This window comes from Actinomadura barringtoniae (genome assembly GCF_017573505.1).
GTDB classification, from domain to species: Bacteria; Actinomycetota; Actinomycetes; order Streptosporangiales; family Streptosporangiaceae; genus Spirillospora; species Spirillospora barringtoniae.
The window spans coordinates 63,116-86,813 of the sequence record NZ_JAGEOJ010000028.1; the positions used below are offsets into that span (position 1 = coordinate 63,116).

Consider the following 23,698-nt stretch of genomic DNA (forward strand, 5'->3'; position numbering starts at 1 on the left):
TCATTGCGGGGATACTGGGGTAGGTGACCGACACCTCTGCCCGGCTGCTGTCTCTGCTGTCGCTGCTGCAGACGCGCCGCGAATGGACCGGCCCGGAACTGGCGCGGCGCCTTTCCGTCAGCGCCCGCACGGTCCGCCGCGACGTGGACCGCCTGCGCGACCTGGGCTATCCCGTGCACGCCACGCTGGGGTCGGTGGGCGGCTACCGGCTGGAGGCGGGGACGGCGATGCCGCCGCTGCTGCTGGACGACGAGGAGGCCGTCGCGATCGCCGTGGGGCTGCGCGGTGCGGCGGGCGGCGCTGCGGGCGGTGCGGTCGCGGGGATCGAGGAGACCTCGCTGCGGGCGCTGGCCAAGCTGGAGCAGGTGCTGCCGGACCGGCTGCGGCGCCGCGTCGGCGCCCTGCACACCCATTCGGCGCCACTGGCGGAGCCGCCTGCGGGCCCGGCGGCGGATCCGGAGACGCTGACGCTGCTGGCCTCGGCCAGCCGTGACCGGGAGCGGGTCCGGTTCGGTTACCGGGCCAAGGAGGGCGATCAGACCAGGCGGCTGGCCGAGCCGCAGGGGCTGGTGTGGGCGGGGCGCCGCTGGTACCTGGTGGCCTGGGACGTGGAGCGGGCCGGCTGGCGGACGTTCCGCGTCGACCGCATGGACGATCCCGCCGGAACGGGGGTGCGGGCGGGCCCGCGTGAGCTGCCGGGCGGCGCGAGCGCGGCGGAGTTCGTGCGCGGGGCGCTGGCGGCCTCACGGCCGTCGGTGCAGGCGGTGCTGCTGGTGCACGTTTCGGCCGAGGAGCTCGCCGACCGGTACCGGGTGAGCGACGCCGAGGTGGAGCCGGTGGACGAGCACTCCTGCGTGCTGCGCCTGGCCGCCGACTCGATGGAGTACACGGCGTTGCGGATCGCCTATCTGGACGTGGATTTCGAGGTCCGTGAGCCGGCCGAGCTCGCCGACCGGCTACGCGAGCTGGGTGCGCGCCTGGTCCGCGCCGCCGGCTGAGGGGCGCGGGCGGGGGTCAGCGGTGGCGGGCGAACGGGAAGGCGCCGACCACGATCCCGAACTCGGGGACCCGCATCCAGCGTGAGGCCGCCGCGTACAGCCCGGCTCCGGCGAGCGCCACGGCCGCCAGCGTCGCCAGCGATCCGGCGCGGCCGTCACCGGCGGCGGGGCCGATGAGGGCCAGGACGGCGAGGGAGGCGAGCGCGGCGGGGATCACGGCGGCCGACATCCGGGCGTGGCTGGTGGCCAGGCGGTGCCCGTCGATGCGGCCGAGCTTGCGCCGCAGTACGTGCGCGCCGATGAGGGCTCCGGCGGTGTAGCCGGTGGCCGAGCAGCCCGCCATGACCGCGACCAGGAGCGGGCCGTGCACCAGGTGGGCGGCGGTGAGGGCTCCGGTGGCGGTGACGGCGGCGACGGTGATGCCGATCAGGGCCTGGGTGCGGGTGTCCTGCAGGGCGGCCAGCGTCCGCATCATGATCTGGTACGCGGCGAACGGCACGAGCGCGACGCCGAAGACCGCGACGGCGGGGCCTGCCTGGGCGGCGCCGCCGGGGCCGAACAGCACGGTGGTGATCTGCGGGCCGAGCAGCACCAGCGCGGCCGCGACGGGCAGCAGCACGACGCCGGTGAGGCGCAGGCTGCGTGACAGGTCGGCGGTCACGGCCGCCAGGTCGCGGCCGGCGGCGGCGCGGCTCATGCGGGGCAGCATCCCGGTCATCACGGTGACCGCGATCACCGCGTAGGGGAGCTGGAAGAGGGTGTAGGCGTTGCCGTAGACGGCGATGGCGCCGGGCGCGGCCTTCGACATGAGCCGGGTGGTGCACAGCACGGCGGCCTGCGCGGCCAGCACCGAGGTGAGCGTCCATCCGGCCAGCCGCAGGATGCGCCGTACGCCGATGCCGCGCGGGTCGGCCTTGGGCCGCAGGCGGAACCCGGCGCGGCGGCTCGCCCAGGCCAGCACGAGCATCTGGGCGATCACCCCGCCGGTGGTGCCGATCGACAGCACCAGGCTCTGGGCGGGGGTGAGGTCGCCCAGCCGCTGGGTGCCGCCGATCAGCAGGTAGACCCCGGCGGTGGCGATGACCACGAGGTTGTTGGCGGCGGGCGCCCACATCGGGACGGTCATCTTGCCGCGCGCGTTGAGGACGGCGGCGAGCGCGGCGCTCATCCCGTAGAAGAAGATCTGCGGCAGGAAGAAGCGGGTGAAGCCGATCGCGGCCTCGCGCTGCGCGCCGTGGAACCCGACCGCGTACACGCTGACGATCTGGGGTGCCAGCAGCACCGCGACGAGTGTCGCGGCGCCGAGCAGGTAGATCACCAGGGACAGCAGCCGCCGCGCGTACAGGTCGCCGGCGGCGCGGTCCTGCTCGGCGGCCCGTACCAGCAGCGGCACCATGACGCTGGCGAGCGCGCCGCCGAACAGCAGTTCGAACAGTGCGTTGGGGAAGGTGTTGGCTGCGGTGTAGCTGGAGGCCAGGCCCGAGGACAGCCCGATCGCGGCGCCCATGGCCAGCACGCGCAGGAAGCCGGTGGCGCGCGAGGCGACGGTGGCGATCGCCATCGCCCTGCCCGCGCGCACCAGATCGTCGCGTTCGGCCGTGCCGCCCATGCCGCCCCCTTCGCGCACCGTTCGGTCCCTTCAGTGTGCCCAACGTTATTGGCAGGGCGCCAGTTTCAGGTCCGGTGGGGCGCCAGCAGGTCCCCGACGTCCTCGCGCAGCGCGGCGGCGAGATCACCGTCGCCGGTGAGCGCCCAGACGATCAGGGTGCCGTTGTAGGCGACCTGGACCGCGCGGGCCAGCCGCCGCGGGTCGGCGGCGGGCGTGAGGAGCCCGGCGGCCGAGGCCTCGCTGAGCAGCGCGGCGATCTGGTCGCGCATGGCGTGGGCGTGCGCGGCGGCGTGCGCGCGGAACTCGGGGTCGGTGAGGTCCAGTTGCAGGAACGCCAGGCTGTTGGCCATCTCCTCGGGCGTTCGGACTCCCCTGGCCAGGTCGGCGAGGGCGGCGTGCAGGGTGTCGAGCGGGTTCTGGTGGTCGCGGCGGGCCCGTTCGAACGGTTCGCGGGCGCCGTCCTCGGCGCGGCGCGCCAGCGCCAGCAGGAGGCCGCGTTTGGAGCCGAACCGCTGGACCAGGGTGGCGGGGGACAGGCCCGACTCCTCGGCGACCACGCCGAGGGTGAGCCGTCCGGGGCCCATCCGGCCGAGCGCCCGCGCGGCCGCGGCCAGGATCGCCTCGTCGCTGGTGGTGCGCGGTCGTGCCACCGGCCGTCCTCCCCAGGGTTAGTGAATGCTCGTTCGTAAACCCTATCAACCCCGGGACCAGCGGCGCCGCCTCAGCCGGGGCGGGTCAGTCGAGGATGAAGCCGCGGACCAGGTCGACCAGCTCGGCGGGGCGTTCGAAGATCACCATGTGGCCGCTGTCGATCTCGGTGTAGCGGCTGCCGGAGATGCCCTCGTGCAGCGCGGACGGGCCCCAGCCGGGCACCATCTGGTCCTGGGTGAGCCCGACGACCAGGGTCGGCGCGGTGATGCCGGGCAGCAGGCCGCGGATGTCGACGCGCAGGTCCAGGTCGATCTGGCGGTCCAGGCCCGGTTCGCGCGATCCGGACGCGACGGCCTCGGCGATGCCCTGCTCGCCCATCGCCTCGACGAACGCGGGGCTGAAGCCGCACAGCACGGCCATCCGGTTGAACAGCTGGAAGTCCTGGGCGACCAGGTCGCGCCAGAGCTGGAACATCAGCCGCTGGCGGGCGTCGCCGGTGTACGGCCAGCCCGCGACCAGGACCAGGCGGCGCACCAGGCCGGGCCGCAGCGCGGCGGCGGCCGCGGCGACCACGGCGCCGAGCGAGAACCCGACCACGTCCGCGGGCCCGTCGGCGGCGGCGCGCGCCACGGCGGCGACCTGCCCGGCCAACCCCTCCACGCTCAGCTCACCGCCGCCGTCGGTGGTCTTGCCGCTGCCGCTGAAGTCGGGGCGGATGACGGTGCGCGCGTCGGTGAAGGCGTGCACGAGGTGGGCCCAGTTGGTCTCGCCGCTGCCCTGGGTTCCGTGCACCAGCACCAGGCCCGGGCCGTTGCCCTCGGCCGCGTAGTGGACGGTGGCGTCTTCGACGGTGATGGACGGCATCGGTGTCTCCCTCGTGGGCGCGCGGCGTCACGAAGGTTATGGCGCCCCGGCACGCGGGCGTCAAGAGGCGGCGTGCGCCTGATCATCGTCTCCGGCTGTCTGGAAATGCCGGAATTTGTGGGGCGGCGGGTGCGGATGGGGCTGGTGATGGCGCGCGGCGGCGGCCAGTTCGTCCAGCAGAGCGGCGACGGCGGGCGGCCGTGGCCCGGCGGGCACCATCGCGGTGACCTGGCGGCGGCCGAGCGCCGGCAGCGGCGGCAGGGCCAGGCCCGGTTCGCGGTGCAGGGTGAACGCCATCGCGGGCAGCGCGGTGACGGCCAGGCCGCGCGCGACCAGGCGCTGCACGGCGATGTGGTCGTCGGTGGCGAACGCGATCCGGGGCTGGAATCCGGCCTGCTCGCAGGCGCGCAGCAGGTGGCCGCGGCACCGCTGGCACCCGGTCGCCCAGGTCTCCTGCGCCAGCTGCTCCAGCCGCGGCTCCTCGCCGGCCGCCGGGTCGGCGAGGGGGTGGGTGTCGGGGACGGCGACCAGGATCGGGTCCTCGCACAGCGCCACCTCACGGAAGCGGGCGTCGGCGTCGGGCGGCCCCTGCGGGTAGGAGAACACCACGGCCAGATCGACCTCGCCGCAGCGCAGCGCCTCCAGCGCCTGGGGCGGTTCGGCCTCCATCAGGGTGACGGTGACGCCGGGGACGCGGCGGTGCAGCGCGGCGAGCGCGTCGGGCAGCAGCGCGGCCGTGGCGGTGGGGAACACCGCGGCCCGTACCCGCCCGGCGCGCAGCCCGGCGATGGCGGCGATCTGCTCCTCGGCGTCGGCCATGCGGGTCATGACGTCCTCGACGTGCTCGACCAGGATCCGGCCGGCCTCGGTGAGGCGGACGCCGCGGCCGTGCCGGATGACCAGCGGCGTGCCGACCTCGGCCTCCAGCCGGGCGATGTGGTGGGACACGGCGGGCTGGGTGTAGCTGAGGGCCTTGGCGGCGGCGGTCATCGACCCCCGCCGCGCCACCTCGCGCAGGATCCGGCCGCGGTGCAGGTCCAGCATGGCCCCAAGCTATCAATCAGATTTATGGGCAGTGCAGAAGATGCCACTTTGACCTATGGCTCGGCGAGTGGCGATGATCGGAGCATGAGCATCTCGATCTCCGACGCGCAGCGCGAGTTCGCCCCGGGCGTCGTGTTCCTCAATACCGCCAGCTACGGGCTGGCGCCCAGGGCCGGGCACGAGGCGATGCTGGCCTCCGAACGCGACCGGGCCGCGGGGCGCCTGACGACCGCGATGGGCGACGAGGCGGTGGCCCGCTGCCGGGCCGCCTACGCGGCGCTGATCGGCGTGCCGCCGCAGCGGGTCGCGATCGGCCCGCAGGTCGCCTACTTCGTCGGCCTGGTCGCCGCCTCGCTGCCTTCGGGCGCGAGTGTGCTGGTCGCCGAGGAGGACTTCACCTCGGTGCTGTTCCCGTTCCTGGCCCGCCCGGACCTGACCGTCCGCGCCGTACCGCTGGACAAGATCGCGGGCGCGGTGGACTCGGCCGTGGACCTGGTGGCGGTGTCGGCGGTCCAGTCGGCCGACGGGCGGGTCGCGGCGATGGAGGACTTGATCGGAGCGGCGCGCGCGCACGGCGCGCGGATCATGCTGGACGCCACACAGGCGGCGGGCTGGCTGCCGCTCCCGGCCGACCGCGTCGACCTGATGGTGACCGGCGGCTACAAGTGGCTGCTGGGGCCGCGCGGCACCGCGTTCCTCAGCGGCACCGAGGAGGCCCTGGCGAGCCTCCCGGCGATGGCGGCGTCGTGGTACTCGGGCGCGGACGTGTGGGATTCGCTGTACGGGCCGCCGCTGCGGCTGGCCACCAACGGGCGCCGCCTGGACCTGTCGCCCGCCTGGCAGTCGTGGCTGGGGCACGCCCCGGCACTGGAACTGCTGCAGCAGGTGGGGGTGCAGGCCGTGCACGAGCACGACCTGGCGCTGGCGAACAGGTTCCGTGCGGGTTTGGAACTGCCGCCGGGGGATTCGGCGATCGTGTCACTGCCCGTCCCGGACGGCACCGCCGAACTGCTGGCCGAGGCGGGCGTGGTCGCGGCGGTGCGGGACGGGCGGCTGCGCTGCTCGTTCCACCTGAGCAACACCGCCGCCGACGTCGACCGCGCGCTGGAACTGCTGGCCGCGCCGGTGGCCGCCGCCCGCTGATACCCGGCGGGATCCGGTCTGGTCTCCGCGTCCGGTCCGATTTACCGTGCGTTACATGAGCGAGATCAACGGCTCGTGCCAGGACCGGTTCGGCGGCGTACGGGAGGCGCTGGCCGCCTCGCTGGTCCTGGACGGCGCCGGCGCGTCGGCGGCGGTGTTCGTGGACGGCGAGCCGGTCGCCGACGTGTGGGGCGGGTACGCCGACCCGGCGCGGACGCGGCCGTGGGAACGCGACACCATCGTCAACGTCTGGTCGACGACCAAGCCCATGACGGCGCTGTGCGCGCTGATCCTGGCCGACCGGGGCGTCCTGGACCTGGACGCGCCGGTGGCCCGCTACTGGCCGCAGTTCGCGCAGGCGGGCAAGGAGAACGTGCTGGTGCGGCATCTGCTGTCGCACACCGCGGGCCTACCGGGCTGGACCGAGCCGCTGCCCACCGAGGCCCTGTACGACTGGGAGGCGGCGACGTCGGCGCTGGCGCGGCAGCGGCCGGCGTGGGAGCCGGGCACCGAGTCGGGCTATCACGCCTTCACCCAGGGATATCTGGTCGGCGAGGTGATCCGCCGCGTCACCGGCGTCAGCGTCGGCACGTTCTTCGCCGAGCAGGTCGCCGGTCCCCTGAACGCCGACTTCCACATCGGGCTGCCGGCCGAGCACGACCACCGGGTCGCGCCGATCATCCCCGCGCCGCCCGCGACCGAGGGCCCGGCGCTGGAGGCGGAACGGACGCTGGCGCGCCACTGGGGCAATCCGCGATTCTCGGCCGACACGGCGAACACGGCGGAGTGGCGGCGCGCGGAGATCCCGGCGGCGGGCGGGCACGGCAACGCCCGTTCGGTCGCGCTGGTGCAGTCGGCGCTGGCGTGCGGCGGCGCGGTGGGCGGGGTGCGGCTGCTGTCGGAGGCGGGCTGCGAACGGGTGATGCAGGAGCAGTCCAACGGCAAGGACCGCTGCCTGGGCGTGCCGCTGCGGTTCGGGATGGGGTACGGGCTGCGCAGCGACGAGCTGCCGATCTCCCCGAACCCGCGCACGTGCTTTTGGGGTGGGTGGGGCGGTTCGCTGGTGGTGGTCGACCTGGACGCGCGGATGACGGTCGCTTACACGATGAGCCACATGCTCAACCCGGGAACCCTCGGCGACGACCGTGGCCTGGGCATCGTCCTGGCCGCCTACGCGGGCCTGGCCGCCGGCTGAGTCACCGGCTGAGCCGCAGAGGAATCGCGGATGGGCCGCGGATGGGCCGCCGGGTGGCCGGCCGGGGCTGGTGAGCGGGCCCGGCCGGCCGGTGTCCTCCGTCCGTTCAGGCGGCCATGCGGTCTTGCGGCGGCGGCCACATGATGAGCGCGTGGCCCCAGGTCAGCCCGGCCCCGAACCCGGCCAGCAGCACCAGCTCTCCTTCCTCGATGCCGCGGGTGCGGGCGACCTTGTCCAGCGCGTAGGGCAGGCTGGCGGCGCCGATGTTGCCGACGTCCTGCCCGGCGATCACCATCTGGGCCGGATCCAGCCCGGCGTCGGCCGCCAGCGAGGCGACCAGTTTGGGGTTGGGCTGGTGCGGTACGACCAGCGCCAGGTCGCGCGGTTTCACGCCGCCGGAGTCGGCGGCCTCGGCGACCACCTTGGGCAGGATGTCCACGATGAAGCGGCGCACGGCCCGGCCGTCCATGTGGATGGTGTGCCCGAGGGCGGCCAGCGTGCCCGGCCCGGCCGGCATGCGGCTGCCGCCGGCGGGGATGAGCACGTCGCCGGCGCGGGTGCCGTCGGCGCCGAGCGCCATCGAGGTGATCCCGTAGGGCGGCGCGGCGGGGCCGACGACCGCGGCCGCCGCGCCGTCGCCGAACAGCGCCGCTGTGGCGCGGTCGCCAGTGTTGAGGAACTTGGAGTACACCTCGACACCGATGACCAGCACGTGCGGTGGCGCGCCGCGCTGGGTGGACAGCCACCCGACGGCCGCCTGCAGCCCGTAGACGAACCCGGTGCAGGCCGCCGCGACGTCGAACGCGGCGGCCCGGGTGGCGCCCAGCACCGCCTGCACCCGGCAGGCGGTGGAGGGCCCGAGCTCGTCGGGCGTCGAGGTGCCCAGCACGATCAGGCCGATGTCGCCGGGTTCCAGGCCCGCGTCGGCCAGAGCCCGCCGCGCCGCGGCCGCCGCCAGGTCTGATGCCGCCTGACGCGGGGCGGCGACGTGCCGGTGGCGGATGCCCGTCCGGCCTTCGATCCAGCCGGGGTCCAGGCCCATCGCACGCGACAGGTCATCGCTGGACACCCGCTGGTCGGGGAGATACGAACCGGTGCCTCGGATCGCCCAACTCCGAGGTTCGGCCGGCCGCCCGTCCATGTCACTCCTCCCGTTCCGGCCCTAAGGGGGTGGGCCGGAGGTTCCGTTTCCTCTGTTCCCATCGGCGCCGGCGCGAGACACTGACGGCACAGACTGTTGTCAGACCGATCCCTTGCGTGAATAATCCCATTTCATAACTTTCGTTCCATAACTCTCTGTCAAGCGGTCTTTATCTAGTAGGGAAACCCAACCTTCCTGACAGGTAAGGAGACCCCCGCGTGTCCTTCGCTTTCGCTCCCGGCTGGACGCACGAACTCAAGCCAGACGATGTCTGCGCCTTCCTGTTTCCGGGCACCGGATCGGCCGCGGCCCCCGATCTTCTGGCACTGTCGGCCGCAGGGCCCTCGGCCCCCCGAATCATCGGTGATGTGGTCGATGCCGTCGACGAAGGGTTGCCGCGCTCGGGGTGGCCCTCGATGCGCTCGATCCTGGTGAACGACCCCGCCTCCTACCGGGCGGCGGCGCGCAGTCCCGGCGTCGCGCAGCTGGCCGCCTACGCCACCTCGGTGTCGGTGGAGCGGGTGCTGCGCGCCGAGGGCCTGGCTCCCGGGTTCGCGATCGGGCAGAGCTTCGGCGAGATCGCCGCGATGGTCTGCGCGGGCGTGTTCAGCGTCAGCGACGGCGCCCGGATGGCCGTCAGCCTGGTCGGGGTGCTGTCGCGCCGCGGCGAGGGCGGCGGGATGGGCCTGATGGAGGCAGACGAGGACGCCGTCCGCGACTGCATCGAGCAGACCGGCGAGTCGCAGGTCGTGGTGGCGTGCCTGAACGCGCCGGGCGTCACGGTGGTGTCGGGCCCGGACGGGCCGCTGGAGGCGGTGCTGGCCGCCGCCGTGCAGGGCGGCATCCGCGCGGTGCGCCTGGCGGTGCCCTACCTGTCGCATCATCCGGCGATGGCCGGCGCCGACGACGAGTGGTACGCCATGATCCGCGCGTTCGACCAGCGGCCGCTGGAGCTGCCGGTCTACTCCCCGGTGCGGGGCCGCGCCTACCGCGACGACGACGACCTGCACCGCGCGCTCACCGACTGCATCGTCAAGCCGGTGCGGCTGCCGGAGATCCTGCGGGCCGTGCACGCCGCCGGGACCACCGCGTTCACCGAGGCCGGGGCGGGCAACGCGCTGTGCCAGTGCGCGCGCCTGACCATCCCGGGGGTGCCGACGCTGGCGCCGCTGCGCGAGCGCCGTCGCGCCCCGGCCAGCGGCGCCGACGAGCCGTCCGGGCCGTCGGTGAGCAAGTCCGCGCCGGGCATCTCCGGCGTCCCCGCCCAGGGCAAGCCGATGGACTGACCCCCCCGGGGGGCCCGCACGGGCCCCTTGTGTGCGTTGCGGACCGGCGCTCCGCGTCCGGCGCCGCGTCCGGCAGCGCGTTCCACAGTGACCGTCCGACGACAGGAGCGCAGCATGGGCACCACCCCCGAACCCGACACCGGCCTGCTGCGTTTCGTCCGCGGCCCGGGCCTGGCCGCCAAGACCCAGGCGCGCCTGAACGAGGCGATCCCCGGCGAGTTCTTCGGCTACCCCGACGGCCTCACCGTCCAGGACCGGCACGCCCTCACCTACCGGCGGCTGCGGCACGCGGGGCTGACCGCGCCGCCGGCGACCGAGCTGCTGGCCGAGCCGCCCGCGCTGTGCGCCCTGCTGGAACGTGCCGCGATCGCCGACCCGGGGCTGTTCCACCTGATGCTGCTGCACTACACGCTCGCGCTCGGCCCGATCCTGATGTTCGGCACCGAGGAGGAGGGGCCGCGCGAGGCCCGCGACTCGCTGGAGTCGATGGACTCGTTCGGCGCGCTGCTGATGACCGAGGTGGGGCGCAGCAACAGCCATCTGGCGCCGCGCACCCTGGCCCGCTACGACGCCGCCACCCGCGAGTTCGTGCTGTCGACCCCCGACGGGGAGGCCGCCAAGTTCCCCACCAACACCGCCCATCCGGCACTGGCCAAGACCGCCGCCGTGTACGCCACCCTCGAGCACGAGGGCCGCGAGCACGGGGTGTTCGTGTTCGCGGTGCCGGTGCGCGGCCCCGGCGGCCAGATCCCTGACGGCGTGGAGATCGTCCCGGCGCCCGACACCACCGGCCTGATGGTCGACTACGCGGCGGTGCGGCTGCGCGAGCTGCGGGTGCCCTACTCGGCGTGGCTGCGCGACGACGCCCGCATCGACGCCTCCGGCGCGTTCCACGACCCGGCGGGCAGCGCGGCGGCGCGCCTCACCCGGTCGATGGGGATCGGCCCGGCGGTGTGGCGGGCGGTGGTGTCGGTGTCGGCGGCGATCACCCGCGCGTCGGCGGTCGTGCTGCACGAGCACGCGGCCGGGCGGGTCACGCTGGGGCGGCTGGCGCCGCGCCATCCGCTGACCGGCTACCGCAACATGGGCGAGGCGGTGCTGGGCTCGCTGGCCTCGGCGTACGCGCTGACCGCGGTCGCCGGCCACGTCAAGCGCCCGGCGGCCGGTGCGGCCGCGGGGCCTGCTGGTCCGGAGGCGACGTGGGCGCCGTGGTCGGCGGTGGACCGCGACCTGGCGCTGCTGAAGGCCGCCGCCACGTTCGAAGCGCAGGACACCGTGGCGATGTGCCGGGTACGGTGCGGCGCGCCGGGGTTCGCCGGCACCGACCGCCTGAACGGCTACCGGGGCCTGTCGCACGCCTACATGAACGCCGGCGGCGACAACGAGCTGATCTTGTTCGACACGGCGCGGGCGATGGCCGACCTGGACCGCTACACCCCGCCCGCCCCGGCCGGTGACCTGGCCGAGGACGCCGACCTGGCCTCGCCGCAGGTGTGGCTGCACGCCGCGGGCGAGAGCGAGCGGCGGCTGCGCGACCGCCTGTCCGCCCGGGTCTCCGAGGCGTTGGAGGGCGGTCAGGACCCCTTCCACGCCTGGAACGACAACCTGGCGCTGGCGCAGGCGACCGCGCTGGCCTGCGCCGACCGCACCATGTTCGAGATCGTCGCCGCCGCCTCCGAGGAGGGCCCGGCCGAGCTGGCGCCGCTGCTGCGGCTGTTCGCGCTGGACCGGCTCGAGCGGCGGTCGGGGTCGCTGCTGAACGAGGGCGTCGCCGGGCCGGGGCTGGCCGACCGGATCTGGGCGGCACGGCGTGAGGTGTGCGACGAGCTGGCGCCGCGCGCGGGCGCGATCGCGGCCGCTCTGGACGTCCCGCCCGAGGTCACGGCCCCGACCGCGTTCGTCCTGCCCGGCTGACCCCTGCGGGCAGGCCCTCACGGCGATCTGGTGGCGATCTTCCTGGGGCGCCACGCCGTGGGCGAAAGCGGGCAGGGAACCGTCACCGGTTGACTACCGTTCTCCTAACAGACCGCGCCGGTCGCCAAGGGCTCGCGCGGCGGTGTCTATGGAGGTGCACAACAGTGGGAGTCAGTCTGAGCAAGGGCGGCAACGTGTCGCTGACCAAGGAGGCTCCTGGACTGACCGCGGTCGTGGTGGGTCTGGGCTGGGACGTACGGACCACCACGGGGGGCGACTTCGACCTCGACGCCAGCGCCCTGCTGACCTCGCAGGAGCAGAAGGTGCTGTCGGACAAGCACTTTGTGTTCTTCAACAACCTCAAGAGCCCCGACGGCTCGGTCGAGCACACCGGCGACAACCTCACCGGTGAGGGCGAGGGCGACGACGAGCAGATCAAGGTCAACCTGGCCACGGTGCCGGCCGAGGTCGCCAAGGTCGTGTTCCCGGTGTCGATCTACGACGCCGACAACCGGCAGCAGAACTTCGGCCAGGTCCGCAACGCCTTCATCCGGATCGTCAACCAGGCCGACAACAGCGAGATCGCCCGCTACGACCTCACCGAGGACGCCTCGACCGAGACCGCGATGGTCTTCGGCGAGCTGTACCGCAACGGCGAGGAGTGGAAGTTCCGCGCGGTCGGCCAGGGCTACGCCTCGGGCCTGGCGGGCATCGCCTCCGACTACGGCGTGAACGTCTGATCTTCCTGGATCGGATGTGAGGGCGCCCCGGCCGCTGCGGCCGGGGCGCCCTCATTCGGTTCCGCGCCGGTGCAGTGGTCAGGGCCGGTGCGATGGCTTGGGCGGCGCGGTGGTCAGGCGGGGATGACGGCGAGCGCGTCGATCTCCACGAGCAGGTCGGGGCGGACCAGGCGGGACACCTCGACCAGGGTGCTGGCGGGCGCGAAGGCGGCGGGCACGATCTCATCGCGCGCGGCGCGCATCACCGCGACCTGCGTGACGTCGGTCAGGTAGTAGCCGATCTTGACGACGTGGTCCCAGTCCGCGCCGGCGGCGGCGAGGGCGGCGTGCAGGTTGGCCAGCACCTGCCGGGTCTGGGCGGCCAGGTCGCCGACCCCGACCAGCTGCCCGCCTGCGTCCAGCGCGATCTGGCCGCTGACGGCGACCAGGCGGCCGGGCGCGTCGGCGACCACGACGTGGCTGTAGCCGGGGCCGAGCGCGAGCCCGGGCGGGTCGATCTCGGTGTGCGAGCGCGGGTGCGAGTGCGGGTGCGAGCGCGGGTGCGAGTGCGGATGCGTCACAAGATCCACGGTAGCGCGCGGGTCAGGTGAGCAGTTCCTCGCGCAGCCGGGTCTTCAGCAGCTTGCCGCCGGGGTTGCGGGGCAGTTCGGTGTCGCGGAACCACACATGCTCGGGGATCTTGTATGCGGCGATGCGTTCGCGCAGGAACGCCCGCAGGTCGGTGACGTCGAGCTTGCTGCCGGGCCGCAGCACCACGACGGCGCCGACCTCCTCGCCGAGGATCTGGTGGGGGACGCCGATGACGCCGCAGTCGGCGACGGCGGGGTGCTCGTACAGGGCTGCCTCGACCTCGGCGCAGTAGATGTTCTCGCCGCCGCGGATCAGCATGTCCTTGGCGCGGTCGACGATGTAGACGAACCCGTCGGAGTCCAGGCGGGCCAGGTCGCCGCTGTGGAACCAGCCGCCGGAGATGGCCTGCGCGGTGGCCTCGGGCCGCCCCCAGTAGCCCTTGATGACGTTGGGGCCCTTGATGAGCAGCTCGCCGACCTGCCCGGGCGGCAGCTCGTCACCGGCCGGGCCCACGACCTTGACGTCGCAGACGGCGACGGGCGGGCCGACGCTGTCGGGGCGTTCCAGGTAGTTGGCGCCGCTGTTGTAGGTGGTGACCGAGGAGGTCTCGGTGAGGCCGTAGCCGTTGCCGGGGACGCGGTCGGGCAGCCGCTGCTTGATGGTGTCGACCAGGGCGGGCGCGGCGGGCGCGCCGCCGTAGCTGACGCCGGTGAGGCTGGAGGTGTCGTGGGCGGCGAAGTCGGGGTGGGTGAGGACCTGCCAGGCCATGGTCGGCACGCCGCCGAACCCGGTGACCCTCTCGCGTTCGATGAGCCGCAGCGCGATGCCGGCGTCCCACTTGTACATCAGCACGACGGTGCCGCCCTGCAGCGCGCTGGTGACCAGGATCGAGTGGCAGCCGGTGGCGTGGAAGAACGGGACGCTGAGCAGCGTCACACGCGGCTGCGGCGCCATCAGCTCCTCCAGCGCGCGGCCGGCGCGCACCCCGCCCGACAGGGTGCCGTAGGCAAGGCTCACGGGGTTGGTGGTGATGTTGCGGTGGGTGCCGAGCGCGCCCTTGGAGCGGCCGGTGGTGCCGGAGGTGTAGAAGATCGTGGCGTCGTCCTCGGGGCCGATGTCGACCGGCGGCAGGTCGGCGCCGGGGGTGACGGCGCCGAGCACGTCCTCGAACGGGCGGGCGCCGTCGGGGATGGGGCCGGTGGCGCGGGCGACGATGACCTTCACGTCCATGCCGGGCAGGGCGGCGGCGAGCCGGCCCGCGCGCTGGGCGTCGGCGACCAGGACGCGGGCGCCGCTGTCGCGCAGCCCGTACTCCAGCTCCACGGCGGTCCACCAGGCGTTCAGCGGGACCACGACGGCGCCGGCGGCGGCCGCGGCCCAGAACGTCACCGACCATTCGGGGTAGTTGCGCATCGCGATCGCGACCCGGTCGCCCTTGGCGACGCCGTAGTCGTCGATGAGGCGGCGTGTCAGCGCGGCGACGCGGTCGTGATGGTCGGCGAAGCTGATCCGCTCGTCCTCGTACACCAGGTAGGGGGCGTCGCCGTGGGCGCGGGAGATCTCCAGGATCTGCCGCAGCGTGGTGGGGGCGTTCTTCCAGACGCGGGTGGCGACCCCGCCGATGTCGATCTCGTCCATCTCGAACGGCTGTCCGGGGGCGGTCATCGCCGCCCGCACCTCTTGGACGCTCCTCATGCGCGCACCTCCGCGGGGTGGCGGGCCGCGCCCCCGCGCTCCATCGCCGAACGCGGTTCGGCTCGCCTGCGGCGAATCTATGGGCCGGGCGCGGCGAGGGTCAATGCGCCGCCGCGAAGATCGTGTCCGGTCCAAGGTCGTTAAGGCGGGCCGCGACCTGCCAGAATGGGGCCATGACCGAGCGCAGGCCGATCGAGTACTGGCTGTCGGACATGGACGGGGTGCTGGTGCACGAGGGCCAGCCCGTCCCTGGGGCCGACGAGTTCATCCGGCGGTTGTCGGCGTCGGGAAAGCGGTTCCTGGTGCTGACCAACAACTCCATCTACACCCCGCGGGACCTGTCGGCGCGGCTGCTGACGCTCGGGCTGAGCGTGCCCGCCGAGGCGATCTGGACCTCGGCGCTGGCGACCGCGCGGTTCCTGGCCGACCAGCGCCCCGAGGGATCGGCGTACGTGATCGGCGAGGCCGGGCTCACCACCGCGCTGCACGAGGCCGGGTACGTGCTGACCGACCTGGAGCCCGACTACGTGGTGCTGGGGGAGACCCGCACCTACAGCTTCTCCCAGATCACCCGCGCGATCCGGCTGATCGAGCGCGGCGCCCGGTTCATCGCCACCAACCCCGACCCGGTCGGGCCCTCCCCGGAGGGATCGCTGCCGGCGTGCGGCGCCGTCGCCGCGATGATCACCAAGGCGACGGGGGTGGAGCCCTACTTCGTCGGCAAGCCCAACCCGCTGATGATGCGCGCCGCGCTGAACGTGATCGGCGGGCACAGCGAGAGCACCGCGATGATCGGCGACCGGATGGACACCGACGTCGTCGCGGGCGTGGAGGCCGGGCTGCACACGATCCTGGTGCTGACCGGGGTGACCCGCAAGGAGGAGGTGGAGCGCTTCCCGTTCCGCCCCTCGCGCGTGGTGCCCTCCATCGCCGACGTCATCGACCTGATCGACGACTGACACGGTCACCGATCTCCGATCACGATCACCGATCGCCGCTGAGACGATCAGCGCGCTGTACTGGCGGGTACGGCGCGTTCGGCGCGGCTTCACGTACGCGCCGGTGCGCGGTCACGGGCCCGTCGGGCGCCGCGGGGAGTGTGCGGGGCGTAGGACCTTCCGCTCCTCACCTCACGGAGGCGTCATGACCGAGACCACCGACGCGCGGCCGGGCCGCGCGTCCACCGACCTGGCCCCGATCGAGGACGTGCTGCGCAGCACCGAGACCGCGGTGATCGAGCTGGTGCACGGCAGCGTGCGGGTCACCCGGACGATGCTGCCCGACGCGGTCGCGCGGCCGACCGAGACCGTCGACCGGTTCTTCGAGGTCGCCGAGCGGCTGCTGGCCGCCTCGCGCCGCTCGGCGCTCGGGCTGGCCGGGTTCGTCGAGTCGGGCTTCGACGGCGCCGAGCGCTGGGCGTCCTGACCTCACCGCCCCCCGATTCTCCGGTGAACCGGCAGGTCGCGGCTTGATCACCTCACGGTGCGGGTACGATCCGCGCTGATCATGAATCGGGGGGCTCATGAACGACGTGGCCGGCACGTGCGCGATCTGAGGGAACACACCGCGGCGCCGCAGCGGCGCGGCCGCCCGCGCGGCGGCCGTGGCCGCCGCGGCTGGGGCGTGCGGGGCTGGGGTGTCGCGGCGGGCGCGGCGCTGGTGGCGGGGATCGGCGCGGCGGCGTTCGCGCTGGCACCCGGCGCCGCCGCACCGCCACCGGCGGCCGTTCCGCGCGGCGCGCATCTGCCCGTACCGCCCGTGCAGCGGCACGCGGCGGCGGCGCGGGTGGTGAACGGGCGCCGGCAGCCGCCGATCGTGCGGGTACCGGACTCGGCCGGCGGCCACTACCAGGTGGTGCCGGGCGGCGCCGCCGCGCCCGCGCACTCGCGCGGCACGGTCGTGCGCTACATCGTGGAGGTCGAACGCGGCCTGCCGATCAGCGGCGCCGGCTTCGCCGCGCAGGTCCACCGGGTCCTCAACGATCCGCGCAGCTGGGGCCACGGCGGGAGGCTGCGGTTCGTGCGGGTCAGCCACGGCCCGGCGCGGGTGCGGGTGTCGCTGACCAGCCCGGACATGGTCGACCGGATGTGCGCGCCGCTGAACACCGCCGGGCAGCTGTCGTGCGGGCGGGACGGCCGTTCGGTGCTGAACGCGCGGCGCTGGGGGCAGGGCGCCGCCAGCTACGGCCGTGACCTGGCCACCTACCGCGAGTACCTGATCAACCATGAGGTGGGGCATCTGCTGGGCCACGACCACCGGCAGTGCCCGGGCCATGGCCGGCGGGCGCCGGTGATGGTGCAGCAGACCAAGTCGCTGCAGGGCTGCCGCCCCAACCCGTGGCCGTTCCCCTGACCTGGGGCGGCGCGGCCGGGCCGTAGACTTGCGCCACCATGCGCATGATCAGACGGGCGGGCTCGCACGAGCTGGAGGTGCGCCGCTCGCGGTTCGTGTGCACGCTGGCACGGGCGCATTCGCCCGAGGAGGCGGCGGCGTTCCTGGCGGCGCACCGGCGCGCGCACCGCGACGCCACCCACAACTGCACCGCCTACGTGCTGGGCGAGCACGGCGAGCTCACCAGGAGCAGCGACGACGGCGAGCCGGCGGGCACGGCGGGCGTGCCGATGCTGGAGGTGCTGGTGCGGCGCGGCCTCACCGACACCGTCGCGGTCGTGACGCGGTACTTCGGCGGGGTGAAGCTGGGCTCGGGCGGTCTGGTGCGCGCCTACGGGCAGGCGGTGTCGGCGGCGGTGGACGCGGTCGGCGTGGTGGAGCTGCGCCCGGTGGTGACGGTGACGGCGCGGCTGGACCACGGATCGGCGGGCCGTTTCCTCACCGACCTGCACGGCCGCGGCCTGCAGCCCGTGGACGTCCGCTACGCCGCCGACATGCAGGCCGACGTCGCCGTCCCGGCCGAGGGGGTCGGGGAGTTCGCGGCGTGGGCGGCCGAGGTCACCGCGGGCCGCGCCGCGCTGACCGAGGGCGCGCACGGCCACGTGGAGGTCCCGGTCGACTGACCGCCCCCGCCCCTCGCCTGTTGACCGGCGGCGGTGCTCATCGCGGTGAACGTGCGGTACGTCCCGTCCTTGGGACATCGGGGGCCGGAGGGTCGAGAGGTGGGGCCGGGGGCCGGGAGCGCAGGCGGCGCAGCATCCGGGCGTCGGTGAATCCGACGGCGCGGGCGGCGGCGTCGGTGGTGGCGCCCTGGGTGATGAGGTGCTCGGCGCGTTCCAGCCGCAGCAGCTGCTGGTAGCGCAGCGGGGTGAGGCCGGTGGCGGCGCCGAACAGGCGGGTGAGGGTGCGTTCGCTGACGCCGGTGGCTGAGGCCAGGTCGGTGAGGGGCAGCGGCTGGGCGTAGCGGGCGTCGATGCGGTCCTGGACGCGGTGGACGACGTCGCTGAGGTGCGAGCGGTGCCGCAGCATGGCGCTTGTCTGGTGGTCGTCGCCGTTGCGGCGGGCGTAGACGACCATGGCGCGGGCGACGCGTGCGGCGGCGCCTGGGCCGTGGCGGGCGGCGATGAGGTGCAGGGCCAGGTCGATGCCGCTGGCGATCCCGGCGGAGGTGACCACGCGGCCGTCGGTGACGTACAGGACGTCGCGGACCAGGTGGGCGCGGGGGTGGCGGCGGGCGAGCTCGTCCTGTAGCTGGTGGTGGGTGGTGCAGCGGCGGCCGTCCAGCAGCCCGGCGCGGGCCAGGGCGAACGCTCCGGCGCAGACGCTGGCGACGGTGCCTCCCGCCGCGTGGTGATCGGCGAGGCGTCCCAGGGTGGCCGCGCTCAGGTGCCCGTACCGTCCCGCCTCCGCCACAGGGGTGGCGCCGGTGTCTGGGGGCTGTGTCCAGCGCCAGCCGGGGACCAGGACGATGTCGGCGGGGTCCAGGGCGGGCCAGGTGGTGTCGGCGGTGACGGGCAGTCCCTGGGCGGTGGGGACGTCTTTCTGCTCGGCGATGTAGCGCAGCCGGTAGGGGTGGCCGTGGTCGGCGGCGGTGGAGAACACCTGGGCGGGCCCGGCCAGGTCCAGCAGGTGCACTCCGGGGGCGAGCAGGAAGACGATCTGGGTCACGATCCGGTCATCTCATGGTGGCGGCCGCGGGCGCGAGGTCGTCGAGCGCGGCGAGGGTGGCGAACCGCCCGGCGAGGGCGTATTCGGTGCGGGCGATGATGTCGGCGGTCTGCAGGGTGGCGGGGTCGGCGAGGATCTCGGCGATGCCGCGTCCGGGCGGGGCGTCGCGGTGCTCGATGGGGAAGGTGGCGGTCGCGTCGGTGACGAAGGTGACCTCGAAGCCGAGGTCGCCGGCCAGGCGCGCGGTGGTCTCGCAGCACTGTTCGGTCTGGATCCCGCACACCACCAGGTGGCGGATGCCTGCGGCGGTGAGCAGCTGCTGCAGGTTGGTGGTGGTGAAGGCGTTGCGGGAGGTCTTGGTGATGACGGGCTCGCCGTCGCGGGCGTCCAGGCCGTCCATGAGCCGCACGTGACCCGACGGCGGGTCGAAGGGGGTGCCCGAGCCGGGTTCGGAGTGCAGGACCCACACGACCAGGTCGCCGGCGGCGCGGGCGGCGTCGACCAGGCGTGCGGTGCGGCCGGCGATGTCGGGGGCCGACACGGCCTGCCAGGAGGGCCTTTGCCGGAAGGATTCCTGGACGTCGATGACGATCAGTGCGGTGCCGGTGCTGGTGTTCATGCCTTCGATGGTGCCGGTGCCGGTGGGTGGTGGACCAGACACTATCGCGCCGGTGACCGGAACGATCCGGTCACCCGTGCCGGTCATCGGTGCCGGTCGCCGGTGGTGGTCATTTGTGGCGGGCGCGGAAGGCGGCGGCCTTGGCGCGGTTGCCGCAGCCGCTCATGTCGCACCAGCGGCGCGACTGGCGGCGTGACAGGTCCAGGTAGAGGCGGGTGCAGTCGCCGGACTGGCATTCCTTGATGTGGCGGGCGTCGGGTCCGCCGAGCAGTTCGACGGCGGCGCGGGCGGCCGCGGCGAGCGCGCCCGCGATGTCGCCTTCGCGCCGCACGCCGGGGCCGTCTGCGCCGGTGGTGAGGGCGGGGGCGGGCGGCGGCGCGGCGGCCGCCCGGTTGATCACGTCCGCGTCGGCGGGGGCGGGCGGTTCGCCGTGGGCGGCGTTCAGCGCGCTCCGGTAGATCGCCTCGCGCAGCCGCACGGCGGCGGCGAGGTCGGCGGCGCCGGCGTCCGGGGCGGTGGTGAGCAGGCCCGCCGCCGCTATCCATGCGGTCAGGTCGGCGGGTGCGGTGAGCACGTCCTGGCGGGCCGGGGAGCGGCGGTGCATGACGGTGCCGGCCAGGTCCAGCGCGACGTCGCCGCTGACGAAGGTGAACTCCACCATCCCAGCATAACCACCTTGACAGGTTAATCGGCGCGCTCCCAGACTGATAACCGTTCAGAACGGTTAGCGATGGAGGTCGTGGCATGGTGACGCGGACCCTGGAGCGGGCGCCTGCGGGCCCCTCGTCCCCGACGACGTGGCCGGCCGCGGCGATGCCGCCGCTGTTCGTGGTGCTGTGGAGCAGCGCGTTCATCGCCGGGATCATCGGCGTGGACGCGGCGCCGCCGCTGCTGCTGATCGTGACGCGGTTCGTGCTGGCGGGGCTGCTGCTGGCGGGGGTGGCGGTGGCGCTGCGGATGCCGTGGCCGCGCGGCCGGGCGCTGGGGCATGTCGCGGTGACCGGGGTGCTGATCCAGGCGGTGCAGTTCGGTGCGCTGTACTGCGCGCTGGGCATGGGGATGCCGGCGGGGGTGGTGGCGCTGGTGCAGGGGTTCAGCCCGGTGCTGGTGGCGCTGGCGTCGGCGCCCGCGCTGGGAGAGCGGGTGTCGCGGCGCCGCTGGGCGGGTTTCGCGCTGGGCGCGGCGGGTGTGGTGGTGGCGGTGTCGGACCGGGTGGCGTTCTCGGCGGCGGCGGTGCCGCTGGCGATCGCGGGCCTGGCGGGCCTCAGCGCCGGAACGGTCTACCAGAAGCGCTACGCCTCCGACATGCATCTGATCACGGGGACGGCGGTGCAGTTCCTGGTGGCGGCGCCGCTGGTGGCGGCCGCGTCGCTGGCGTTCGAGACGCCGCAGGTGGCGCACTGGGGGTCGTTCGGCGCGGCGATCGCGTGGATGGTGCTGGTGAACTCGGTCGGCTGCTTCCTGCTGCTGAACCTGATGCTGCGGCGTTCGTCGGCGAGCCGGGTGTCGACGTTGTTCTTCCTGACGCCGTCGGTGACGGCGCTGATGGCGTGGCTGATCGTGGGTCAGTCGCTGAGCGTGGCGGCGCTGGCGGGGCTGGCGCTGGGCGGCGCGGGGGTGCTGCTGGCCTCCCGTTCCTGACCGGTCGCGGCTTCCTGACCGGTCGCGGCCCGGGTCGCGGCCCAGGCGCAACCGGGGTGCAACCGGGCGGGGCGCGGCGGGGTTGCAGGGGGGTGACCGTGTCGTCTGGAAGGACTCTCATGCCAGCCCAGCAGACTCTGCCCGCCATCGACTGGGAGCGGGCCGCGCTCGACCTGGACCGCACCGGTGTCGCGGTGACGCCGCCGCTGCTGACGCCCGCGCAGTGCTCGGAGGTCATCGGGTTGTACGAGCGGGACCGGGTGTTCCGCAGCACGGTGGTGATGGCCCGGCACTCCTTCGGGCAGGGCGAGTACCGCTACTTCTCCGCGCCGCTGCACCCGATCGTGGCGGGCCTGCGCGAGAGCCTGTACCCGCCGCTGGCCAAGATCGCCAACCGGTGGGCGGGCCTGCTGGACGAGCCGCCCTTCCCCGGCGATCTGGAGGGGCTGACGAAGGCGTGCGCGGCGGCGGGGCAGCACAAGCCGACGCCGCTGCTGCTGCGCTACGGCCCCGGTGACTACAACTGCCTGCACCAGGACGTGTACGGCGACCTGACGTTCCCACTCCAGGTCGCGATCATGCTGAACGAGCCGGACGCCGACTTCACCGGCGGGGAGAGCGTGTTCGTGGAGCAGCGTCCCCGCGCGCAGTCGCGGCCGATCGTGGCGCGGCCGGGCCGCGGCCAGGGATTGATCTTCCCGGTGCGGCAGCGGCCGGTCCCGTCGGCGCGCGGCCACAGGCGGGTCGCGATGCGGCACGGGGTGAGCCAGGTGCTGTCGGGTGAGCGGCACGTGCTGGGCGTCATCTTCCACAACGCCCGCTAGCTCTCCCGTTCGGCCGCCGTCTGGTGGGTGCGCAGGGGCCGGTTGACGGCTCCGACGCACACGACGGCGCCGGCGGCGGCGAGACCTCCGGCGACCAGTGCGGCGGGTGCTCCGGTGAGGGAGGCCAGGAGCCCGCCGCGCACGTTGCCGAGCTGGGGTCCGGCGACGCCGATGACGTGGTCGACGGCCGACACGCGGCCGCGGTAGCGGTCGGGCGTCTCGAGCTGGACGAGCGCGCTGCGGGTGATCACGGCGATGGTGTCGGCGGCGCCGGCGGCGGCCAGGCAGGCCAGCGCGAGCCAGAGCGGCTCGGCGAGCCCGAATCCGGCCAGCGCCAGGCCCCAGATGGTGGCCGCGGCGAGCTGGAGCAGGCCGCTGCGGCCCGCCCGCGTCACGATCCCCGAGAAAAGCCCTGCGGTCAGGCCTCCGACGGCGATCGCCGACAGCAGCAGCCCGAGGGTGCGGGGGTCACCGCCGAACCGGACCTGGTTGATCAGCGGGAACACCGCGATGGGCATCGCCAGGCCGGTCGCGGCCAGGTCGGTGGCGAACGACCCCCACAGGACCGGCCGCCGCACGATGATCCCCCACCCGCCCGGCGCCGCCCCCGCCGCTCCTGGTTCGCGTACCGCGGGCAGGGCGGGCAGGCGTGCGATGCCGGCCAGGGATGCGGCGATGGCGGCGCACTGGATGCCGTAGGCGGCGGGCTGCCCCCAGGTGGCGAGGACGACTCCGGCCAGGGCGGGCCCGGTGAGCAGGGCCGCCTGGAAGGCGATGTTCTGCAGGGCGAGCCCGGCGGCGACCTGGCCTGCGGGCAGCAGCCGGGCGGGCAGGGTGCGCCGGGCCGGTGCCGCCAGCGCCCCGCATCCGGCCTGCGCCGCGACCAGCGCGAGCAGCAGCAGGACCGACCCGTTCCCCAGCATCGCCTGGGCGGCGAGCGCGGCGGCGAAAAGGGCCTGCCCGGCGGTGGCCGCCCGGATCAGGGTCCTGCGGTCCAGGGCGTCGGCGAGCGACCCGCCGATCAGCCCGAACGCCAGCATCGGCACACCTGTGGCGAGCCCGATCGTTCCCGTCCAGGCGACGCTGGCGGTGAGGTCCCAGACCTGCTGCAGGACGGCGACGACGGCGATCTGCTGGCCGATCGAGGCGAGCGAGGACCCGATCCACAGGCCGCGGAACGCCCGGTCGCGCAGCGGCCGCACATCGGCCAGTCGCCGGGTCACGGCGGGTCGAGGTGGGCCAGGATCCGTTCCTTCATGGGCCTGGCCGCAAGGACGCGCTCGAGCTGGGTGACGACGGCGCTGAGGGCGTGGGGCACCTCGTCGTCGAGTTCGGCGATGGCGGCCTCGGTGGCTCGCCACTCGGCCTCCAGGAACGGGATGAGGTCGCGCCCGCGCGCGGTGAGGGTGACGCGGCGGGTGCGGGCGTCGGGGCCGGGTTCGGTGTCGACGAGCCCTTCGCGGCGCATCGCCGAGATCGTCTGGCTCATCGCCGAGTGCGAGCGTTCCAGCGACTCGGCGAGCTCGCGGATGGTGAGGGGGCCGGTGTGGGCGAGGCGGATCAGCGGGTAGGCGAACCGGGGCCGCACGCCCTGGATGCCGCGGTCGGTGTAGAGCGACTCGATCTGGCCGTCCAGGCTCGCCAGCAGGGTGTGCAGGGCGTGCCAGCGGCCGGGTGCGGCGGTCGGGTCCGAAGATGTCACAGC

General features: G+C 74.2%; 24 protein-coding genes. 12 read left to right on the forward strand and 12 right to left on the reverse strand.

Annotated elements, in window-relative coordinates; all coding sequences use genetic code 11:
- Window positions 1-23 precede the first annotated feature (23 nt).
- On the forward strand, window positions 24-998 hold the full coding sequence (locus J4573_RS46895) for a helix-turn-helix transcriptional regulator (RefSeq protein WP_208262917.1): 975 nt from the start codon (window positions 24-26) through the stop codon (window positions 996-998).
- Between the two features lie 16 nt (window positions 999-1,014).
- Here J4573_RS46895 and murJ read toward each other — a convergent pair whose 3' ends face one another.
- The 4 genes from murJ to J4573_RS46915 form a co-directional block, all read right to left on the reverse strand.
- Window positions 1,015-2,625, reverse strand: coding sequence for a murein biosynthesis integral membrane protein MurJ (murJ, locus tag J4573_RS46900; RefSeq protein ID WP_307797482.1), 1,611 nt, complete (start codon window positions 2,623-2,625; stop codon window positions 1,015-1,017).
- Window positions 2,626-2,672: 47 nt separating this feature from the next.
- Window positions 2,673-3,257 (reverse strand): TetR/AcrR family transcriptional regulator, encoded by a 585-nt coding sequence (locus J4573_RS46905; RefSeq protein WP_208262918.1) that lies wholly within the window; start codon window positions 3,255-3,257, stop codon window positions 2,673-2,675.
- 85 nt (window positions 3,258-3,342) lie between these two features.
- Window positions 3,343-4,122 (reverse strand): alpha/beta fold hydrolase, encoded by a 780-nt coding sequence (locus tag J4573_RS46910; RefSeq protein WP_208262919.1) that lies wholly within the window; start codon window positions 4,120-4,122, stop codon window positions 3,343-3,345.
- A 60-nt stretch (window positions 4,123-4,182) separates the two neighbouring features.
- Window positions 4,183-5,166 (reverse strand): LysR family transcriptional regulator, encoded by a 984-nt coding sequence (locus J4573_RS46915; RefSeq protein WP_208262920.1) that lies wholly within the window; start codon window positions 5,164-5,166, stop codon window positions 4,183-4,185.
- A gap of 84 nt (window positions 5,167-5,250) precedes the next feature.
- Here J4573_RS46915 and J4573_RS46920 point away from each other — a divergent pair, with 84 nt between their 5' ends.
- Both J4573_RS46920 and J4573_RS46925 read left to right on the forward strand, forming a co-directional pair.
- Window positions 5,251-6,309, forward strand: a complete 1,059-nt coding sequence (locus J4573_RS46920) for an aminotransferase class V-fold PLP-dependent enzyme (protein WP_208262921.1) — start codon at window positions 5,251-5,253, stop codon at window positions 6,307-6,309.
- A gap of 55 nt (window positions 6,310-6,364) precedes the next feature.
- The gene (locus J4573_RS46925) at window positions 6,365-7,504 is read left to right on the forward strand and encodes a serine hydrolase domain-containing protein (protein WP_208262922.1); all 1,140 of its coding nucleotides are present in this window, start codon (window positions 6,365-6,367) and stop codon (window positions 7,502-7,504) included.
- 106 nt (window positions 7,505-7,610) lie between these two features.
- Here J4573_RS46925 and J4573_RS46930 read toward each other — a convergent pair whose 3' ends face one another.
- Window positions 7,611-8,645: a 3-oxoacyl-ACP synthase III family protein gene (locus J4573_RS46930; protein ID WP_208262923.1), complete on the reverse strand. Its 1,035-nt coding sequence runs from the start codon at window positions 8,643-8,645 to the stop codon at window positions 7,611-7,613.
- Window positions 8,646-8,863: 218 nt separating this feature from the next.
- Here J4573_RS46930 and J4573_RS46935 point away from each other — a divergent pair, with 218 nt between their 5' ends.
- The 3 genes from J4573_RS46935 (at window position 8,864) to J4573_RS46945 (ending at window position 12,585) form a co-directional block, all read left to right on the forward strand.
- Window positions 8,864-9,931 (forward strand): ACP S-malonyltransferase, encoded by a 1,068-nt coding sequence (locus J4573_RS46935; protein WP_208262924.1) that lies wholly within the window; start codon window positions 8,864-8,866, stop codon window positions 9,929-9,931.
- Between the two features lie 114 nt (window positions 9,932-10,045).
- Window positions 10,046-11,845: an acyl-CoA dehydrogenase gene (locus J4573_RS46940; RefSeq protein WP_208262925.1), complete on the forward strand. Its 1,800-nt coding sequence runs from the start codon at window positions 10,046-10,048 to the stop codon at window positions 11,843-11,845.
- 164 nt (window positions 11,846-12,009) lie between these two features.
- Entirely contained in the window at window positions 12,010-12,585 is a 576-nt protein-coding gene (locus tag J4573_RS46945) for a TerD family protein (protein WP_208262926.1), read from the forward strand.
- Window positions 12,586-12,698: 113 nt separating this feature from the next.
- Here the strand turns inward: J4573_RS46945 and J4573_RS46950 are convergent, their stop codons facing one another.
- Entirely contained in the window at window positions 12,699-13,145 is a 447-nt protein-coding gene (locus J4573_RS46950) for a RidA family protein (protein WP_307797483.1), read from the reverse strand.
- Between the two features lie 22 nt (window positions 13,146-13,167).
- Complete coding sequence (locus tag J4573_RS46955; protein WP_208262927.1) at window positions 13,168-14,850, reverse strand: class I adenylate-forming enzyme family protein; 1,683 nt, start codon at window positions 14,848-14,850, stop codon at window positions 13,168-13,170.
- A gap of 173 nt (window positions 14,851-15,023) precedes the next feature.
- Here J4573_RS46955 and J4573_RS46960 point away from each other — a divergent pair, with 173 nt between their 5' ends.
- The 4 genes from J4573_RS46960 (at window position 15,024) to J4573_RS46975 (ending at window position 17,864) form a co-directional block, all read left to right on the forward strand.
- Complete coding sequence (locus J4573_RS46960; RefSeq protein ID WP_208262928.1) at window positions 15,024-15,809, forward strand: HAD-IIA family hydrolase; 786 nt, start codon at window positions 15,024-15,026, stop codon at window positions 15,807-15,809.
- A 184-nt stretch (window positions 15,810-15,993) separates the two neighbouring features.
- Window positions 15,994-16,275, forward strand: a complete 282-nt coding sequence (locus J4573_RS46965) for a hypothetical protein (RefSeq protein WP_208262929.1) — start codon at window positions 15,994-15,996, stop codon at window positions 16,273-16,275.
- Between the two features lie 117 nt (window positions 16,276-16,392).
- The gene (locus J4573_RS46970) at window positions 16,393-17,202 is read left to right on the forward strand and encodes a DUF3152 domain-containing protein (RefSeq protein WP_307797485.1); all 810 of its coding nucleotides are present in this window, start codon (window positions 16,393-16,395) and stop codon (window positions 17,200-17,202) included.
- Between the two features lie 38 nt (window positions 17,203-17,240).
- Window positions 17,241-17,864 (forward strand): YigZ family protein, encoded by a 624-nt coding sequence (locus tag J4573_RS46975; RefSeq protein ID WP_208262931.1) that lies wholly within the window; start codon window positions 17,241-17,243, stop codon window positions 17,862-17,864.
- Window positions 17,865-17,901: 37 nt separating this feature from the next.
- Here J4573_RS46975 and J4573_RS46980 read toward each other — a convergent pair whose 3' ends face one another.
- From J4573_RS46980 to J4573_RS46990, 3 genes are all read right to left on the reverse strand, one after another.
- On the reverse strand, window positions 17,902-18,909 hold the full coding sequence (locus J4573_RS46980; protein ID WP_208262932.1) for a GlxA family transcriptional regulator: 1,008 nt from the start codon (window positions 18,907-18,909) through the stop codon (window positions 17,902-17,904).
- Between the two features lie 7 nt (window positions 18,910-18,916).
- Window positions 18,917-19,528, reverse strand: a complete 612-nt coding sequence (locus J4573_RS46985; RefSeq protein ID WP_208262933.1) for a cysteine hydrolase family protein — start codon at window positions 19,526-19,528, stop codon at window positions 18,917-18,919.
- A gap of 109 nt (window positions 19,529-19,637) precedes the next feature.
- Window positions 19,638-20,189 carry a CGNR zinc finger domain-containing protein gene (locus J4573_RS46990; RefSeq protein WP_243774713.1) on the reverse strand — a complete coding sequence of 184 codons (552 nt, stop codon included), beginning with the start codon at window positions 20,187-20,189 and terminating at the stop codon, window positions 19,638-19,640.
- A gap of 83 nt (window positions 20,190-20,272) precedes the next feature.
- On the opposite strand from J4573_RS46990, the gene J4573_RS46995 reads away from it, so the two are divergent.
- Complete coding sequence (locus tag J4573_RS46995; RefSeq protein WP_243774714.1) at window positions 20,273-21,169, forward strand: DMT family transporter; 897 nt, start codon at window positions 20,273-20,275, stop codon at window positions 21,167-21,169.
- A 119-nt stretch (window positions 21,170-21,288) separates the two neighbouring features.
- The gene (locus J4573_RS47000; RefSeq protein WP_208262934.1) at window positions 21,289-21,993 is read left to right on the forward strand and encodes a 2OG-Fe(II) oxygenase; all 705 of its coding nucleotides are present in this window, start codon (window positions 21,289-21,291) and stop codon (window positions 21,991-21,993) included.
- Here the strand turns inward: J4573_RS47000 and J4573_RS47005 are convergent.
- Entirely contained in the window at window positions 21,990-23,216 is a 1,227-nt protein-coding gene (locus J4573_RS47005) for an MFS transporter (protein ID WP_208262935.1), read from the reverse strand. The two genes, J4573_RS47000 and J4573_RS47005, sit on opposite strands and share 4 nt — an antisense overlap.
- On the reverse strand, window positions 23,213-23,695 hold the full coding sequence (locus tag J4573_RS47010; RefSeq protein WP_208262936.1) for a MarR family winged helix-turn-helix transcriptional regulator: 483 nt from the start codon (window positions 23,693-23,695) through the stop codon (window positions 23,213-23,215). The genes J4573_RS47005 and J4573_RS47010 overlap by 4 nt, the downstream gene beginning before the upstream one ends.
- Window positions 23,696-23,698 lie beyond the last annotated feature (3 nt).